At 68.1% G+C, this 14,766-nt stretch carries 15 protein-coding genes; 12 read left to right on the top strand and 3 right to left on the bottom strand.

Going from position 1 to position 14,766, the window contains the following annotated elements:
* Positions 1-267: 267 nt before the first annotated feature.
* On the top strand, positions 268-972 hold the full coding sequence (locus WS95_RS01455) for an SDR family oxidoreductase (RefSeq protein WP_059821906.1): 705 nt from the start codon (positions 268-270) through the stop codon (positions 970-972).
* A gap of 49 nt (positions 973-1,021) precedes the next feature.
* On the opposite strand, the gene fabV is transcribed toward WS95_RS01455, so the two are convergent.
* Positions 1,022-2,224: an enoyl-ACP reductase FabV gene (gene fabV, locus WS95_RS01450; RefSeq protein WP_034205997.1), complete on the bottom strand. Its 1,203-nt coding sequence runs from the start codon at positions 2,222-2,224 to the stop codon at positions 1,022-1,024.
* A gap of 163 nt (positions 2,225-2,387) precedes the next feature.
* Here fabV and WS95_RS01445 point away from each other — a divergent pair, with 163 nt between their 5' ends.
* The 6 genes from WS95_RS01445 (at position 2,388) to WS95_RS01420 (ending at position 7,952) form a co-directional block, all read left to right on the top strand.
* Positions 2,388-2,921, top strand: coding sequence for a GbsR/MarR family transcriptional regulator (locus WS95_RS01445; protein WP_034205998.1), 534 nt, complete (start codon positions 2,388-2,390; stop codon positions 2,919-2,921).
* A gap of 88 nt (positions 2,922-3,009) precedes the next feature.
* Positions 3,010-4,329, top strand: coding sequence for an SDR family oxidoreductase (locus WS95_RS01440; protein ID WP_059821934.1), 1,320 nt, complete (start codon positions 3,010-3,012; stop codon positions 4,327-4,329).
* Positions 4,326-4,796, top strand: a complete 471-nt coding sequence (locus WS95_RS01435; protein ID WP_059821904.1) for a DUF2269 family protein — start codon at positions 4,326-4,328, stop codon at positions 4,794-4,796. The genes WS95_RS01440 and WS95_RS01435 overlap by 4 nt, the downstream gene beginning before the upstream one ends.
* A 94-nt stretch (positions 4,797-4,890) precedes the next feature.
* The gene (locus WS95_RS01430; protein WP_059821902.1) at positions 4,891-5,760 is read left to right on the top strand and encodes a thiol-disulfide oxidoreductase DCC family protein; all 870 of its coding nucleotides are present in this window, start codon (positions 4,891-4,893) and stop codon (positions 5,758-5,760) included.
* Positions 5,757-7,256 carry a TIGR01777 family oxidoreductase gene (locus WS95_RS01425; RefSeq protein ID WP_059821900.1) on the top strand — a complete coding sequence of 500 codons (1,500 nt, stop codon included), beginning with the start codon at positions 5,757-5,759 and terminating at the stop codon, positions 7,254-7,256. The genes WS95_RS01430 and WS95_RS01425 overlap by 4 nt, the downstream gene beginning before the upstream one ends.
* Before the next feature lie 72 nt (positions 7,257-7,328).
* Positions 7,329-7,952 (top strand): glutathione S-transferase family protein, encoded by a 624-nt coding sequence (locus WS95_RS01420; RefSeq protein WP_034206001.1) that lies wholly within the window; start codon positions 7,329-7,331, stop codon positions 7,950-7,952.
* A gap of 75 nt (positions 7,953-8,027) precedes the next feature.
* Here WS95_RS01420 and WS95_RS01415 read toward each other — a convergent pair whose 3' ends face one another.
* Positions 8,028-9,440: a serine hydrolase domain-containing protein gene (locus WS95_RS01415; RefSeq protein WP_059821898.1), complete on the bottom strand. Its 1,413-nt coding sequence runs from the start codon at positions 9,438-9,440 to the stop codon at positions 8,028-8,030.
* A 245-nt stretch (positions 9,441-9,685) separates the two neighbouring features.
* Here WS95_RS01415 and WS95_RS01410 point away from each other — a divergent pair, with 245 nt between their 5' ends.
* From WS95_RS01410 to WS95_RS01395, 5 genes are all read left to right on the top strand, one after another.
* Positions 9,686-10,105, top strand: a complete 420-nt coding sequence (locus tag WS95_RS01410; protein WP_034206003.1) for an HIT family protein — start codon at positions 9,686-9,688, stop codon at positions 10,103-10,105.
* Positions 10,106-10,353: 248 nt separating this feature from the next.
* Entirely contained in the window at positions 10,354-10,530 is a 177-nt protein-coding gene (locus WS95_RS35260) for a hypothetical protein (protein ID WP_179949012.1), read from the top strand.
* Between the two features lie 159 nt (positions 10,531-10,689).
* On the top strand, positions 10,690-11,349 hold the full coding sequence (locus WS95_RS01405; protein ID WP_059780081.1) for a methyltransferase family protein: 660 nt from the start codon (positions 10,690-10,692) through the stop codon (positions 11,347-11,349).
* 375 nt (positions 11,350-11,724) lie between these two features.
* Positions 11,725-12,162, top strand: coding sequence for a hypothetical protein (locus tag WS95_RS01400; protein WP_027781621.1), 438 nt, complete (start codon positions 11,725-11,727; stop codon positions 12,160-12,162).
* Between the two features lie 856 nt (positions 12,163-13,018).
* Positions 13,019-13,855: a bifunctional allantoicase/(S)-ureidoglycine aminohydrolase gene (locus WS95_RS01395; protein WP_059821896.1), complete on the top strand. Its 837-nt coding sequence runs from the start codon at positions 13,019-13,021 to the stop codon at positions 13,853-13,855.
* An 80-nt stretch (positions 13,856-13,935) separates the two neighbouring features.
* Here WS95_RS01395 and WS95_RS01390 read toward each other — a convergent pair whose 3' ends face one another.
* Positions 13,936-14,730, bottom strand: a complete 795-nt coding sequence (locus WS95_RS01390; protein ID WP_034206006.1) for an aminoglycoside phosphotransferase family protein — start codon at positions 14,728-14,730, stop codon at positions 13,936-13,938.
* Positions 14,731-14,766 lie beyond the last annotated feature (36 nt).

Raw genomic sequence — 14,766 nt, 5'->3', positions numbered from 1 at the left:
CCGGCGCGAACACAATGCATCGCAAAGACGATGGCGATCACCATTGACATCGAGTGTAGCCGACTTGGCAGGCAACGCAAAGCCAAGTCGGGGGCGGGGATGGCAATCGGACGACGTTTGCGACGTCGCGGGGTCATGCCGGCAGCGGATGGACGGCTCGTCGTTCGCCACCGGCGGCGCAACGGCTCGGCTAGCCTCGTTTTTCACCGGATCTCAAGCGCGTGGCGAGCCGGCGCGCAGGCGATTCATCATGCGAAAGGAACGATCATGAAGATCGAAGGTGCAGTCGTTTTCATCACGGGCGCGAACCGCGGGCTGGGGCTCGGGTTTGCGAAGCAGGCGCTCGCCCGAGGGGCGCGCAAGGTCTATGCGGCGGCGCGCGATCCGGCCAGCGTGACGCTGCCGGGCGTCGTGCCCGTGAAGCTCGACGTGACGGATCCGGCGGCGGTGGCCGCGGCGGCCGATGCCGCGCGCGACGTCACGCTGCTGATCAACAACGCCGGTATCGCGCGGCTCGGCAGCTTGACGGACGACGGTGCGGTCGACGCATTACGCGCTCACCTGGAGACGAACGTGTTCGGGATGCTGGCGATGTCGCGGGCGTTTGCGGGAACCCTCGCGGCGCACGGCGGCGGCGCGATCCTGAACATCCTGTCGGTCGCGAGCTGGGTGAACCGGCCGATCCTGTCGGGCTACGGCGTGTCGAAATCGGCCGCATGGGCGCTGACCAACGGGCTGCGCCATTCGCTGCGCGAGCAGCATACGCAGGTGGTCGGGCTGCATGCCGGCTTCATCGATACCGACCTGACGGCCGGCCTCGACGTGCCGAAGGCCACGCCGGCCGACGTCGTGCGCCAGGCGTACGACGCCATCGAAGCGGGGGCGGAGGAGGTGTCGACCGACGAATTCACGCGGCAGGTGAAGGCCGCGCTATCGTCGGGCGTCTATCTGGAAGAGCCGGCGCCGCGTTGACGCCGCCGGCAATGCGAGCCCGCCGCACGCGCGGCGGCGGGTCGTGCCGTCAGACCGTCGTGTCGATGATGCCCGGGATCTTCACGTCCGGGTTCACGTCCGCGTCGTAGTCGACACCTGCGATCTCGAAGCCGAACAGGCGCAGGAACTCGGTCTTGTAGCCGGCGAAGTCGGTCATCTCGTACAGGTTCTCGTTCGTCACCTTGTCCCACATCGCGACGACCTTGTTCTGTACTTGCGGATCGAGTTCCTTGTAGTCCGCGCGCAGGCGGCCTTCCTCGTCGACGTGCGGCGTCGCGCCGTACAGGCTGTCCTTCAGGAGGCCGTACACCTGCTCGATGCAGCCTTCGTGCGTGCCGGTTTCCTTCATCACCTTGAACAGCAGCGACAGGTACAGCGGCATCATCGGGATCGCCGAGCTGGCCTGCGTGACGACGGCCTTCAGCACCGACACGCGGGCATCGCCGCCGTGCGCGGCCAGCTTGTCGCGGATCGACAGCACCTTCTTGTCGAGATCCTTCTTCGCTTCGCCGATCGAGCCGTTCCAGTAGATGTCGTGCGTGATTTTCTCGCCGAGGTACGTGAACGCGGTGGTCTTCGCGCCGTCGGCCAGCACGCCGGCCTCGGCCAGCGCGTCGATCCACATCTGCCAGTCCTCGCCGCCCATCACCGCGACGGTGCCGTCGATCTCTTCCTGCGTCGCCGGTTCGAGCGACACGTCGCGGATCACTTCCTTGTCGGTGTCGAGGCCGCGGAACGTGACGGCCTTGCCGACCGGCTTGAGCGTCGAGCTGATGGTTTCGCCCGTCTTCGGGTGCGTGCGGCGCGGCGCCGCGAGGCTGTAGACGACCAGGTCGACCTTGCCGAGATCCTGCTTGATGGTGTCGATCGTGACCTGCTTGACCTTGTCGGAGAAGGCGTCGCCGTTGATGCTGCGCGCATACAGCCCCTTTTCCGCGGCGAATTTCTCGAACGCGGCGCTGTTGTACCAGCCTGCCGTGCCCGGCTTCGTTTCGCTGCCGGCGCGCTCGAAGAACACGCCGAGCGTGTCCGCGCCCGAGCCGAAGGCGGCCGAGATCCGGGCGGCGAGGCCATAGCCGGTCGACGCGCCGATCACGAGCACCTTTTTCGGGCCATTGGCGATCGGGCCGTGCGAAGTCACGTAGTCGATCTGTTCCTTGACGTTGGCTTCGCAGCCGACGGGATGAGTCGTCACGCAGATGAAGCCACGCACGCGCGGTTTGATGATCATGGAAACCTCTGTCTATCAGAAAGGCGGGGACGGCCTGAAATCGGAAAAATCCCGCGCATTGTAAAGGAAGCGGCCGATCGCGGGCGGGCGCGGCCGGAAGGCGTCGGATCGCCCGGTTATTTCTCTCTTGACAGAAATAACTGAAATATCTAAATTCCCCACCATGGAACTCACACCGATTGCCGAACGATTCATTCTTCACTGGGGCGAAATGGGCTCGCGGTGGGGCGTCAACCGTACTGTCTCGCAGATTCACGCGCTGCTCTACCTGGCCGGACGGCCGGTTGCGGCCGACGAGATCGCCGAGACGCTCAACGTCGCGCGCTCCAACGTCAGCACGAGCCTGAAGGAGCTGCAGGCGTGGCGGCTCGCGAAGGTCGTGCACGTGCTGGGCGATCGCCGCGACCACTTCGAGACGTCGACCGACATCTGGGAGTTGTTCAAGCTGATCGTCGAAGGGCGGCGGCAACGCGAGATCGAGCCGACGCTCACGGTGCTGCGCGAGTGCCTGACGAATCCGGACATCGCGAACGAGAGCCGCGAGACCGAACAGCGCATTCGCGACACGCTGCAGTTCGTCGAGACGCTCACGACCTGGTCCGACGAAATGCTGCGGCTCAAGCCCGATACGCTGATGAAGGCGCTCGGCATCGGCGCGAAGATCAGCCAGACGGTCAGGCGCAAGCCGTCGAAGTAAGCGGTCACGGCAGAGCGGGCACGCAGCCCGCTTTTTTCGGGGTTTTTATTTCTGTCTGTACAGAAATAACTGTAAATAGAGGATGAACATGAACGCAGCGTTGCCATCGACCTGTTCGCCCGATCGCACCGGCGCGCGCGGCATGACCGTGCTCGTGTGCGGCGCGAACGGTTTCATCGGGCAGGCGCTGTGCGCGCGGCTCGAAGGCGGCGGGCATCGCGTGCTGCGCGGCGTGCGCCGCGCGGCCGGCCCGCACGACGTCGCGATCGACTTCGCGCGGGACGTCGATCCTCGAGCGTGGCGCGCGCGGCTGAAGGGCGTCGACGTGGTGATCAACGCGGTCGGCATGCTGGCCGATCGACGCGGCGCGACGCTCGACGCCGTGCATCGCGCCGCGCCGTGCGCGCTCTTTACCGCATGCTGCCTTGCCGGCGTGGGGCGTGTGATCCAGATCTCGGCGCTCGGCGTCGAGCGCGGCGACACGCGGTACTTCGCGAGCAAGCACGCGGCCGACCGCTTCCTGCAGACGCTGCCGATCGACTTCCGCATCGTGCGCCCCGCGCTCGTCTACGGGGCGGCCGGCGCGTCCGCGCGGTTGTTCCGGATGCTCGCGAGCCTGCCCGTGCATGGACTGCCAGAGGGCGGCCGTCAGCGGCTGCGCCCGGTGCACGTCGACGATCTCGCCGAAGTCGTGGTGCGGCTCGTCGAGCACACGGGCGATTCGCGGGCGGCGGGCAGCCGCGTGATCGACGTGGTCGGCGGCGAGGAGGTCGAATACCGCGAGATGCTGGCCTGCTACCGCGCCGCGCTCGGGTTTCCGCCGGCAGCCCGCGTGACGCTGCCGGGTCCGCTGGTCGGCGCGGCGGCCGCCCTGTTGGGCACGCTGCCGGGGGCGATGCTGACGCGCGATACGTGGACGATGCTGCGCGGCGGCAACACCGGCGATCCGGCGGCCGCCGCCGCCGTGCTGGGCCGGCCGCCGCGCGGCCTCGGCAGCTTCATCGGCGCGGACGCTGGCGCATTGCGCCGCGACGCGCTCGCGATGTGGCGGCGCCCGTTGCTGTTGGGCGCGCTCGCGATCGTATGGACCTGGACGGCGATCGCGAGCGCCTTCATCCATCCGCTGCACGCGAGCCTCGCGCTGCTGGCGCCTGCGCACCTGACGGGCCTGCCCGCGTTGATCGCGCTTTACGCGGCCAGCGCGCTGGATTTCGCGTTCGGCATCGCGACCGTCGTCGCGCCGTCGCGGCGCCTGTGGGCCGCGCAAGCCGCGCTGATCGTCGCGTACTCGGCGGTCATCGCGGTCACGATGCCAGGCCTGCTGGCCGAACCGTTCGGCCCCGTGCTCAAGAACGTGCCGATTCTCGCCATCCTGTTGATCCTCTATTCAGAAGAAGAACACGCATGAATACCTATCTCGTCGTCAAGGCGCTTCATATCCTGTCTTCGGTGCTGCTGGTCGGCACGGGGTTCGGCACCGCGTTCTATCTGTTCTTCGCGAACCGCACGCGGTCGGTGCCCGCGATCGCGGCCGTATCGCGGCTCGTGGTGCGCGCCGACTGGTGGTTCACGACACCGGCCGTGATCTTCCAGCCGGCTTCCGGGCTGTGGCTCGCGCACACGGCCGGCTGGCCGTGGCATACGCCGTGGCTGCTCGCGTCGATCGTGCTGTATGCGCTCGCCGGCGCGTGCTGGTTGCCGGTCGTGTGGCTGCAGCTCGAACTTGCATCGATGGCGAAGCTCGCGCACGCGAACGGCGACGCCGCGTTGCCCGAGCGCTACTGGCGCTATGCGAAGCGCTGGGAACGGCTCGGTTATCCGGCGTTCTTCGCGATGCTGACCATTTACTTCCTGATGGTCGTCAAGCCGATGTGAGCCGGTCGCCGTCGCGCGGGAGCGGCGGCGTGCGCGGGAAAGCAGTCGATCGACCGGTTCCTGATGCCAGCGATAACAAGAAGGAGTGCAAAGCATGGATGCAAGTGAATTGGTTCTCTACTTCGACGGGCGATGCCCGTTATGCGTCGCGGAAATCCGGCGTCTTGGCGAGCGCGACGCGCGACATCGGCTGGCGTTCGTCGACATCGCCGAGCCGGGTTTCGATCCGGGGCCGCTGGGCGTCGACCTGCCCGCGCTGAATCGCGAACTGCATGCGCGCCTGCCCGACGGACGCATGCTGACCGGCATCGACGGGATCGCGGCCGCCCATGCGCTGGTTGGGCGTCGCTGGTTCGCCTCGCTGCTTCGCGTGCCGGCGATGCGTGCCGTGTTCACGCCGCTGTATCGCCGCCTGGCCCGCAACCGGTATGCGGTATCGCACTGGCTCGGGTATCGCGCGGAAGCCTGCCGTGAAGGCGGCGCGTGCAGCCTCGGCCGGAACGCCGAAAGCACGGCAGCGAATCGCCCGCCGCGCGACATCCCGCGCCGCACCGTCGTGCGCTGGATGTACGCAGCCGCGATCGCGCACCTGCTCGTTGGCGCGGCCATTCCGTGGATTGCCGGCGCATCGTGGCTCGACGCGTATCACCGGGGCATCGAGTGGCATTTCCGGTCGACCGCGGCGCCCGACGCCGCGCGCGCCCAGCAAATCTGGTGGATGTCGCTGCTTGGCGCGACGGTGCAGTGCGCCGCAGTCTGGATGCTCGCGCTCGTACATCTCGGCAACCGGTTGCGGAAGCGGGAAGTGTGGGGCTGGCTGCTGGCCGGCCTGTTGATCTGGGCGCCGCAGGACATGCTGTTGTCGTGGCAGGCGCAGGTGTGGGGGCACGTGGCGATCGACGTGGCCGCACTCGTCGCGATGGTGCCGCCGCTGGTCTGGTTGTGGAGGAGGGATACCGCATGAACATGCTGCCTGCTTTCGACTGGGCGCTCGACTTGCTGATCGTGCAGGGCGTGATGGGCGCATTCGATACGCTTTACCACCACGAACTCACGCAGGATCTGCCGCACAGCCCGCGCGCGCGGCTCGAACTGGCGATTCACGCGGTGCGGTCAGTGCTGTACGGCCTCGTGTTCGCGTCGATCGCGAACGTCGCGTTTCACGGCGCGTGGGTCGCGGTGCTCGCGGCGGTCGTGCTCGTCGAAGTGGTGCTGACGCTGTGGGATTTCGTCGTCGAGGACCAGAGCCGCAAGCTGCCGGCGACCGAGCGCGTGCTGCATACGCTGCTGGCCGTCAACGGCGGCGCGCTGTTCGGCATGATCGCGATGCAGCTCGCCGTGTGGGCGCACGCGCCCACCGCGCTGCACGCGATCGACCTCGGCTGGCGCGGCTGGCTGCTCGGCCTGTTCGCCGTCGGCGTGACGGTGTCGGGCGTGCGCGACGGGATCGCCGCGTGCCGTATCGCGCCACGCGCGCCGGCCGCCAACCCGTTCGCGGGGCAGCGGCCGGGCAACGTGCTCGTCACCGGCGGGACCGGCTTCATCGGCGAAACGCTCGTCAACCGGTTGCTCGTAGCAGGGCATACGGTCACGTTGCTGGCGCGCGATCCGTTGCGCGCGGCTTACCTGTTTCACGGCCGCGTGCGCAGCGTGACGTCCGTCGACCAGTTGCAGCCGCACGAGCGCTTCGACACGGTCGTCAATCTCGCCGGTGCGCCGGTGCTGGGCGCACGCTGGAGCAAGCGCCGGCGGGCAGTGCTGCTCGCCAGCCGCGTCGGCGTCACGCAGGCGCTGATGCGCTGGGTGGAAACCGCCGAGGTCAAGCCGCGTACGTGGATCCAGGCGTCGGCGATCGGCTACTACGGCGTGCGGCCAGGCGACGAACGGCTCGACGAAGGCAGCAGCACCGGCACCGGCTTCATGTCCGAGCTGTGCCGGCAGTGGGAGCAGTCCGTGCAACCGCTCGAGCGCCACCGCGTGCGCGCGGTGGTGCTGCGGCTGGGCATCGTGTTCGGCCCGGGCGGCGCGTTGCGCCCGATGCTGATGCCGCATTACTTCGGGCTGGGCGGCCGATTCGGCGACGGCGCGCAGGTGATGAGCTGGATTCACCGCGACGACGTGTTGCGGATCGTCGCGCGAGCGATGTCCAACGCGGGCATGCGCGGCGTCTACAACGCGGTCGCACCGGCGCCGCTGACCCAGCGCGCGTTCGTGCGGATCGTGACGAAGGTACTGCGCCGCCCGGCGTTCCTGCACGTGCCGGCCGCACCGTTGCGCGCCGCGATGGGCGAGATGGCCGAGCTGCTGCTGGACGGGCAGCGCGTGGTGCCGGCACGGCTGCATCAGGACGGATTCATGTTCCGCTTCCCGACGGCCGAGCACGCGCTGCGCGACCTGACGAATCGGCCGCACGCCGATTTCGCGCCCGCGGCCTGCCGTTTCCCGCGAGGTCGTGTATAAATTCCGCATGAACGCGTTCGGTGCGTGTCGTGCGCGCCGAATGCGCCGCATCCGACCTCACAAGGAGACTGCATGCTGCACGTCCTCGGCAAGATTCCGTCCATCAACGTCCGCAAGGTGCTGTGGCTGTGCACCGAACTGAACCTGCCGTTCGAACAGGAAGACTGGGGCGCGGGCTTCCGCACGACCCACGATCCGGCCTATCTCGCGCTGAATCCGAACGCGCTCGTACCCGTCATCAAGGATGACGATTTCGTGCTCTGGGAATCGAACACGATCATCCGCTATCTCGCGAACCGCTACGGCGGCGATGCGCTGTATCCGGCCGAGCCGCAGGCGCGTGCGCGGGTCGACCAGTGGATCGACTGGCAGGGCTCGGACCTGAACCGCTCGTGGGTCGGCGCATTCCTCGGCCTCGTGCGCAAATCGCCTGACCATCAGGATCCGGACGGCATCGCGCAGTCGATCGCGGGCTGGACGAAGCACATGCAGGTGCTGAATGCGCAGCTCGAAAAGACCGGCGCGTACGTGGCCGGCAATACCTTCACGCTCGCGGACATTCCGATCGGCCTGTCGGTGAATCGCTGGTTCGGCACGCCGTTCGAACATCCGGAATTGCCGGCGGTGTCGCGCTATATCGAACGCCTCGCGACGCGCGAGGGTTTCAAGCAGTACGCGGGCAGCGCGAATCCGTAATGCGGTGCAGATAGCGCGTGAAGCGGCGGCGTCACTGCCGCCGCTTTCTCGCGTCCGGCGGGCAACGGCCGGACGTCATGCCCCGGGCGCCGGCACCGCGTCGAGCACGCGCGCGAGAAACGCCTCGTGATTCCACGCGGCTTCCGGCCGCGACAGCCCGAGCCGTACGACCACCAACTGACGGCTCGGTACCACGCTCACGAACTGGCCTTCATGGCCGACCGCGTGAAACGCGTCGGCCGGCATCGCCCGCGCGTGCGGATCGCGATCGTTGAACGGCTCCGGCACCTTGACCCACAGCTGCGCGCCGAATTCCTGTCGCGACGACTGCGGCGTCGCGCGCGTCAGGTAGCGCACCCAGCCTTCCGGCAGCAGCCGCTGCCCGTTCCACACGCCGTCCTGCAGCAGAAGTTGCCCGAAGCGCGCCCAGTCGCGTGCGCTCGCATACATGTACGACGCGCTGACGAGCGTGCCCGACGCGTCGGGCTCGAATACCGCGCTGTGCATCCCGAGCGGCGCGAACAGTGCACGGCGCGGAAACGCGAGGTAGTCGGCGTCGCTGCCGCCCAGTGCTTCGCGCATCACGCGCGCGACGATCGCGCTCGTGCCGCTCGAGTAGGACCACTGCGCGCCGGGCGTCGCGACAAGCGGCTTCGCCGATGCGAACCGCGCGGTATCGGGCTGCGTGAACAGCATCACCGCGACATCGGACAGCGGGTCGTCGTAGTCCTCGTTGAACTGCAGGCCGCTCGTCATCCGCAGCAGCTCGTCGAGCGTGATGGCCGCGCGCGGATCGCCGCTGCCGCGCCATTCGGGCAGCAACGCCGACGCGTCCGGCGACAGCTTGTGCCGCGCGACCAGCGTGCCGACCAGCGCGGCCGTCACGGTCTTCGTCATCGACCAGCCGGGCAGCGGCGTGTCGGCCGTGAAGCCGGGCGCATAGCGTTCGGCGATCGCCTGGCCGCGCCACATCACGATCACCGCACGCGTGCGCCGCGGCCGCGCCGGATCGGGTTCGTCGAATGCGCGGTCGAGCGCGGTTTGCAGCTTGTGGGCGTCGATGCCGGCGGGCGGCGTGGCCGGTGCGGGCGGCTCGGGTGGCGGATCGGGGAGGGGCGGCAACGCGGCGGGCAAGGTGGCCGCCGCCGCACCGGTCGCGGGCACGAGCGCGAGCGTGCAGCCGAGTCCCGGCCGGAAGTCGGCTTCGCGTTCGGCGAAGCCGGCGAAGGTCGCCACCGCGCGATGACGGTCGGGGTCGATCGACGGGCGCACCAGTTTCAGCAGCGGATGGACGCCGGCCATGATGTCGACGTCGATCACGGACGCGGCCGGGCGGCCCGACACGAATACGCCCGAGCACAGCGCCTTGGCCGCATAGCCGGTCGCGATCGGCGCAAGCCGGGACAGCATGTAGCCCGTGTAGCCGAGCGCGGCAACGAGCATGAACGCGACAGCGCGCAGAATCACTTTCTTGAGGGGGATCGTCATGCGCGAGCATCCTCGGTGGCGTGCCGGCCGGCAACGATGCGGCAGTGTCGCAGGTTCGGGCGAGGCGTTGCAATCGCAGCCGCGTGACGCGCGATGACGGCCGCGTGCGTTCGCGCTGCCGCGTGCCCGACAGGTCGGCCGGCGTCGCGCGTCGGGGCGAGTTGATATCGGGCCGGCCATCGGCCGATAATCGTCCGGCATTGCTCTCTCCCAGTCCCACTGTCCAACCGAGATCGGAAAACGCCATGTCCTACGACAACAACAACCCGTTCGCCAGGATCCTGCGCGGCGAACTGCCGTGCGTGAAGGTCGCCGAAGACGACGCGACGCTCGCGATCATGGACCTGATGCCGCAGGCCGACGGTCACGTGCTCGTGATTCCGAAGGAGCCGGCCGCGCAGATCTTCGAGCTGTCCGGCGATGCGGCCGCGGCCGGCATCCGCATGACGCAGCGCGTCGCGGCGGCGGTGCGCGCGGCGCTCGATCCGGACGGCGTGTTCATCGGCCAGTTCAACGGCGCGGCAGCCGGCCAGACGGTCCCGCACGTGCATTTCCACGTGATTCCGCGCTGGGAAGGCGCGGAGCTGCGGATGCATGCGCGCGACGTCGCCGACGCGGCGACGCTCGAAGCGCTCGCGCAGCGCATTCGCGCCCGCTTCGTGTAACGGCCCGACGTACTCGGTGCAGCCGCCGTCCACCGACCGCCGTGCCGCCCGAGCGTGTTTCAGCGGTCACACCAGGTAACACGTGTAACCGCCCGGGAAACTCGGCCGGCCAGGCCCGGCGCTAGACTCCGCGCATTGTTTCATCGAGCGACAGGAAGGGCGGATCGCCCCTTCGTGCCGGCCGCCGCCCGTCGCGGCGGCACGGCCTTCGCGCGGTGCCGTTCGTTTTTTGCGCGGGGAACCGAGTCATGTCCAGACTTCTCATCACGCTTGCCTTGATCGCCGGCCTGTCCGGCTGCTACGTCGCGCCGCCGTACGGTTACGCGCCCGCGCCGGCTTACTACGGTTACGGCTACGGCTATGCCCCCGCGTACTACGCGCCGCCCGTCAGCGTCGGAATCGGCGGCCACTTCCGCATCCGCTGATCCGCTGTAGGGCGCCCGCCTCGGCCATATCGGCCCGGTCGGCCGCCCGCGGCTCGACGATGCGCGCGAACGCGCGCGCCGCATGACCGCGGCGCACGGCACCGGGTTTGTGCAGTTCCTATACTTCACGGGAAAGCACGCCCCCGCGAGGCCGTCATCATGACCGTTACTCCCAAGGTCGTCGTCCTGTCGAGCGTCTCCACGCTCGTCTATCTCGGGCTCGCCGTCCTCGGCAGCGGCGGGTTCGCCGCGTTCTTCTCGCATCCGTCGTTGATCGTCGTCGTCGTCGCGACGCTCGCGATGGCCGTCGCCGCGCTGTTCACCGAAGGCAACCTGAGCAGCGGCGAGCGCGAGAACCGCGACAATCGCTGGGTGCTCGCGGCGTTCGCGGCGAGCGGCTTCCTGCTTGCGTACTTGCCCGCGCTGACCGACCGGCTCGACGTCTGGACCTTCGGCGGCGACACCGTGCGCTGGATCGGCGTCGTGCTGTACATCGCGGGCGGCGTGCTGCGCATCTGGCCCGTGTTCGTGCTCGGCAAGCGCTTCAGCGGGCTCGTCGCGATCCAGCCGGGCCATACGCTCGTGACGGGCGGCATCTACAGCCGCATCCGCAATCCGAGCTATCTCGGTCTGCTCGTCAATTCGCTCGGCTGGGCGTTGGTGTTCCGTTCGGGCGTCGGCGTGCTGCTGGTCGTGCTGATGCTGGTGCCGCTCGTTGCGCGGATCCGCTCGGAGGAGGCATTGCTGCGTTCGCAATTCGGCGCCGAATACGACGCGTACTGCGCGCGGACGTGGCGCTTGCTGCCCGGCGTGTACTGACCCCGCCATCTTTTCGCCGCCCGTCGTTCGGAGGCCGCTTACCGCATGTGCAGATGTGTTGCCACGTGTGTCTCGAACGTGCGTTCGCGTGCATGAGCGGTCTATTCCGGAACGGGGCCGGACCCTCGCACAAGTCAATACCAGCAAGGATTTCGAGCGATTTACGGTACGCGTGCGGTATGCGCGATTCGTAAACAACTTGTTACCAGAATGTCTACGGCAGGAATGCGGGACCGGTGCTATTCTTCGCCGCAAGCTCATTGAAATGAATTGGTCCGCGGTTCGGCACAATGCCTGGCCCGACGTCGATCGATTCAGATCGTCGTACCGAGCGGACCTCGATAACCAGAATTGCGAACAAGGAAGAATACGGGAATGTGGAAGAAAATCGCCCCCGCTCTCGTCGTCGCCGTGCTGACCGGCGCGACCGCACTGCCGGCAGTGGCCGGTGACTTGAACAACGCGCTCGGCGGCGCGCTCGGCGGGGTTGCCGGCGCAGCGGTCGGCGGCGCGGTCGGCGGCAGCACCGGCTCCGTCATCGGCGGCGCGATCGGCGGCGGCGCCGGCGGCGCGGTGACGTCGAACCGTCGCGAGCGCACCGGCGCGATCATCGGCGGCGCCCTTGGCGGCGGCGCAGGTACCGCCGCAGGCAACGCGATGGGCGGCCGTACGGGCGGCCTGCTGGGCGCGGCAGTCGGCGGCGGCGCCGGCGCGGCACTCGGCGGCAACATGTCGCGCAGTTCGTACGATCGCGATCACGGCGACCGCGGCTACCGTCACCGCAAGCATCGTCACCACCGCGACTGGGACTGATCGCCGCTGGCGCGGCACGGTGCGCGAGCCGCGCACCGGCGCGCCGACGGCGTCGGCATCCCGACGCGAACTTCAGCCCGGCGTCCTGCCGGGCCGCTTCGCCGGCCAGACCGGCGATTCTCCTCTGGCTGCATCAGCCGCTGCCGTGTGCCCGATCGACGGGCCGGCCATTCTCCTCCCGCCGTTTTGCCCGTTTCTCGACGACATCGTCTGCCGCGTCCGAACGCATCCGCACAGGATCGGCCGAACGACATCTGTTTTTCCTTCGACACGTCGACTCGTTCCAACCTGACTTGACCTGATCGTCTCCCGCGATCCTGTCGCAGCGATCCGCTGCCCCGCACGTAGCAACCGACTTCGATCCGCGCCACGAAATGCACCGAGACTGTCGCTTGCGCGCCGCATTGCCGTGTATCGACGCATTCCGGCGAACGTCGCAACCGTCAGGATTTCCCCGATAGTCGGCCCGTCCCTCGACGCTTCCCGACCGCGCATCACGGGCGCCGGCGGGTAGTGGCAAATCGAATGGATGTCATCGCAACATTTAATTGGTCGATCGGGATCGACTTCGCTATCGTCGGCGATGCTCGCGTACGGCACCGAACCGTGCCGTCGTCCGCGCCTCGCCGCATGATCGCGAGCGCGGCGGCCCGGCCGCCGGCCCGACGACTCGGGCCGCCGCGTCCGCCGAACCGGACGGACCCGACGCGAAGCCTGGCCGACCGATCGAAGGCGCATGCGCTTTCAAGCCACCCCGGCAACGATGTCCCGCCGTCGCATGCGTGCCCCACGCGCATGCGGACCGCCCGACGTCGTTTGCGCCCGGGGCCGGACCAACCCATTGCCTGGATGCAATATGTCTAAGACAACGTATTACGCGCCGCACGGCGGCCACCCGCCGCAAACGGATCTGCTGACCGATCGCGCGATGTTCACCGAGGCGTACGCGGTGATCCCGAAGGGTGTGATGCGCGACATCGTCACGAGCTGGCTGCCATTCTGGACCCACACGCGCCTGTGGGTGATCGCCCGCCCGCTGTCGGGTTTCGCGGAAACCTTCTCGCAGTACATCGTCGAAGTGAATCCGGGCGGCGGCAGCGACAAGCCCGAGCAGGACAAGAAGGCCGAAGCCGTGCTGTTCGTCGTCGAAGGCGAAGCCGAGCTGACGCTGCAAGGCAAGCAGCACACGCTGAAGCCGGGCGGCTACGCGTTCATTCCGCCGGGCGCGGACTGGACGCTGCACAACGTCAGCGATGCGGCGGTGCGTTTCCACTGGATCCGCAAGCATTACCAAGCCGTCGACGGCATTCCACTGCCCGAAGCGTTCGTGACGAACGAGCAGGACGTCGAGCCGATCCCGATGCCGGGCACCAACGGCGCATGGGTGACGACGCGCTTCGTCGACATGAGCGACATGCGTCACGACATGCACGTGAACATCGTGACGTTCGAGCCGGGCGGCGTGATTCCGTTCGCCGAAACGCACGTGATGGAGCACGGCCTGTACGTGCTGGAAGGCAAGGCCGTTTATCGCCTGAACCAGGACTGGGTCGAGGTGGAAGCCGGCGACTTCATGTGGCTGCGCGCGTTCTGCCCGCAGGCATGCTATTCGGGCGGGCCTGGGCGGTTCCGTTACCTGCTGTACAAGGACGTGAACCGTCACATGAACCTGACGCTGAACCCGGCGCGCTGAAGCGCGACGTAGGTCGGATACGAAAGCCCGCCGGTGTGAGCCGGTGGGCTTTTTTCATGGGCGATGCGCGCGGTGTGGGGCTACCGGTCGAGCGCGGCCGCAGCCAGCGCGGCGATCTGCAGCCGCGTATCGGGCGGCAGCTCGTCTTCGATCAACCACACGGCCGACAGCCCCGACCACGCGAGTATCCACTGCAGCAGCCGGCGCCGGTCGAGTCGTGCGGCGTCGGCCACGAGCACGATGCGCCGCTCGAAACGCACGGGATCGACCGCGATGTCGTGAGCGGGATTGCAGAACAGGTTCGCGTAGTCGAACGTGCGCTCGCCGCGCAGCCCTTTCGGGTCGATCGCGCGCCAGCCGCGATCGTCGAAATGAAGAATGTTGTCGTGGTGAATGTCGCCGTGCAGCACGACTTCGTCCACGGATGGCTTGGCCAGCAACTGGCGAGCGACCGCCGCCGAACAACGCAGCGCATCGTGGTCCGCATCGCTCGACAGCAGCGCGTAGAACCAGTCATGCAGCGGCACGACCGCAGGCACCTGCGGCGCACGATGTGCGTGCAGCCGCGCCACGACGTCGCAGGCGATGCGCATCGTGTCGTCGTCGTGGCCTGCTGCCGACAATGCGGCTAGCGATGGCGCCGGCTGCGCGCGTTCGAGCAGGATCGCGTCGCCGTCGTGCCGCCACACCTGCGCGGCGCCTTGCCCATTCCACCACGCCATCAGCGCATTGCCGCGGCGCTCTTCGTCGCATGTGGCGACTTTCAGCATCGCGGGCCGCGCGCGCCAGACGACCGGCAACAGGCCGCCGCTCGCGGTCAGGATCGGGCCGCCGTCGGGGACGAGGCCCCACAGGTCGAGATATCGATCGAACATCACGCGATGGTACAGGCGAACCGGCTCGCGCGCCGC

Source organism: Burkholderia sp. MSMB1826 (assembly GCF_001526325.1).
GTDB lineage: Bacteria > Pseudomonadota > Gammaproteobacteria > Burkholderiales > Burkholderiaceae > Burkholderia.
Note: the sequence above shows the minus strand (reverse complement) of the source record. Positions and strands in the feature narration are given on the sequence as shown.

Coding starts and splice junctions, on each gene's coding strand:
- WS95_RS01430 (WP_059821902.1), top strand. CDS start 4,891: ATGGATGCAAGTGAATTGGTTCTCTACTTCGACGGGCGATGCCCGTTA.
- WS95_RS01440 (WP_059821934.1), top strand. CDS start 3,010: ATGAACGCAGCGTTGCCATCGACCTGTTCGCCCGATCGCACCGGCGCG.
- WS95_RS01410 (WP_034206003.1), top strand. CDS start 9,686: ATGTCCTACGACAACAACAACCCGTTCGCCAGGATCCTGCGCGGCGAA.
- WS95_RS01455 (WP_059821906.1), top strand. CDS start 268: ATGAAGATCGAAGGTGCAGTCGTTTTCATCACGGGCGCGAACCGCGGG.
- WS95_RS01395 (WP_059821896.1), top strand. CDS start 13,019: ATGTCTAAGACAACGTATTACGCGCCGCACGGCGGCCACCCGCCGCAA.
- WS95_RS01400 (WP_027781621.1), top strand. CDS start 11,725: ATGTGGAAGAAAATCGCCCCCGCTCTCGTCGTCGCCGTGCTGACCGGC.
- WS95_RS35260 (WP_179949012.1), top strand. CDS start 10,354: ATGTCCAGACTTCTCATCACGCTTGCCTTGATCGCCGGCCTGTCCGGC.
- WS95_RS01405 (WP_059780081.1), top strand. CDS start 10,690: ATGACCGTTACTCCCAAGGTCGTCGTCCTGTCGAGCGTCTCCACGCTC.
- fabV (WP_034205997.1), bottom strand. CDS start 2,224: ATGATCATCAAACCGCGCGTGCGTGGCTTCATCTGCGTGACGACTCAT.
- WS95_RS01420 (WP_034206001.1), top strand. CDS start 7,329: ATGCTGCACGTCCTCGGCAAGATTCCGTCCATCAACGTCCGCAAGGTG.
- WS95_RS01445 (WP_034205998.1), top strand. CDS start 2,388: ATGGAACTCACACCGATTGCCGAACGATTCATTCTTCACTGGGGCGAA.
- WS95_RS01415 (WP_059821898.1), bottom strand. CDS start 9,440: ATGACGATCCCCCTCAAGAAAGTGATTCTGCGCGCTGTCGCGTTCATG.
- WS95_RS01435 (WP_059821904.1), top strand. CDS start 4,326: ATGAATACCTATCTCGTCGTCAAGGCGCTTCATATCCTGTCTTCGGTG.
- WS95_RS01390 (WP_034206006.1), bottom strand. CDS start 14,730: ATGTTCGATCGATATCTCGACCTGTGGGGCCTCGTCCCCGACGGCGGC.
- WS95_RS01425 (WP_059821900.1), top strand. CDS start 5,757: ATGAACATGCTGCCTGCTTTCGACTGGGCGCTCGACTTGCTGATCGTG.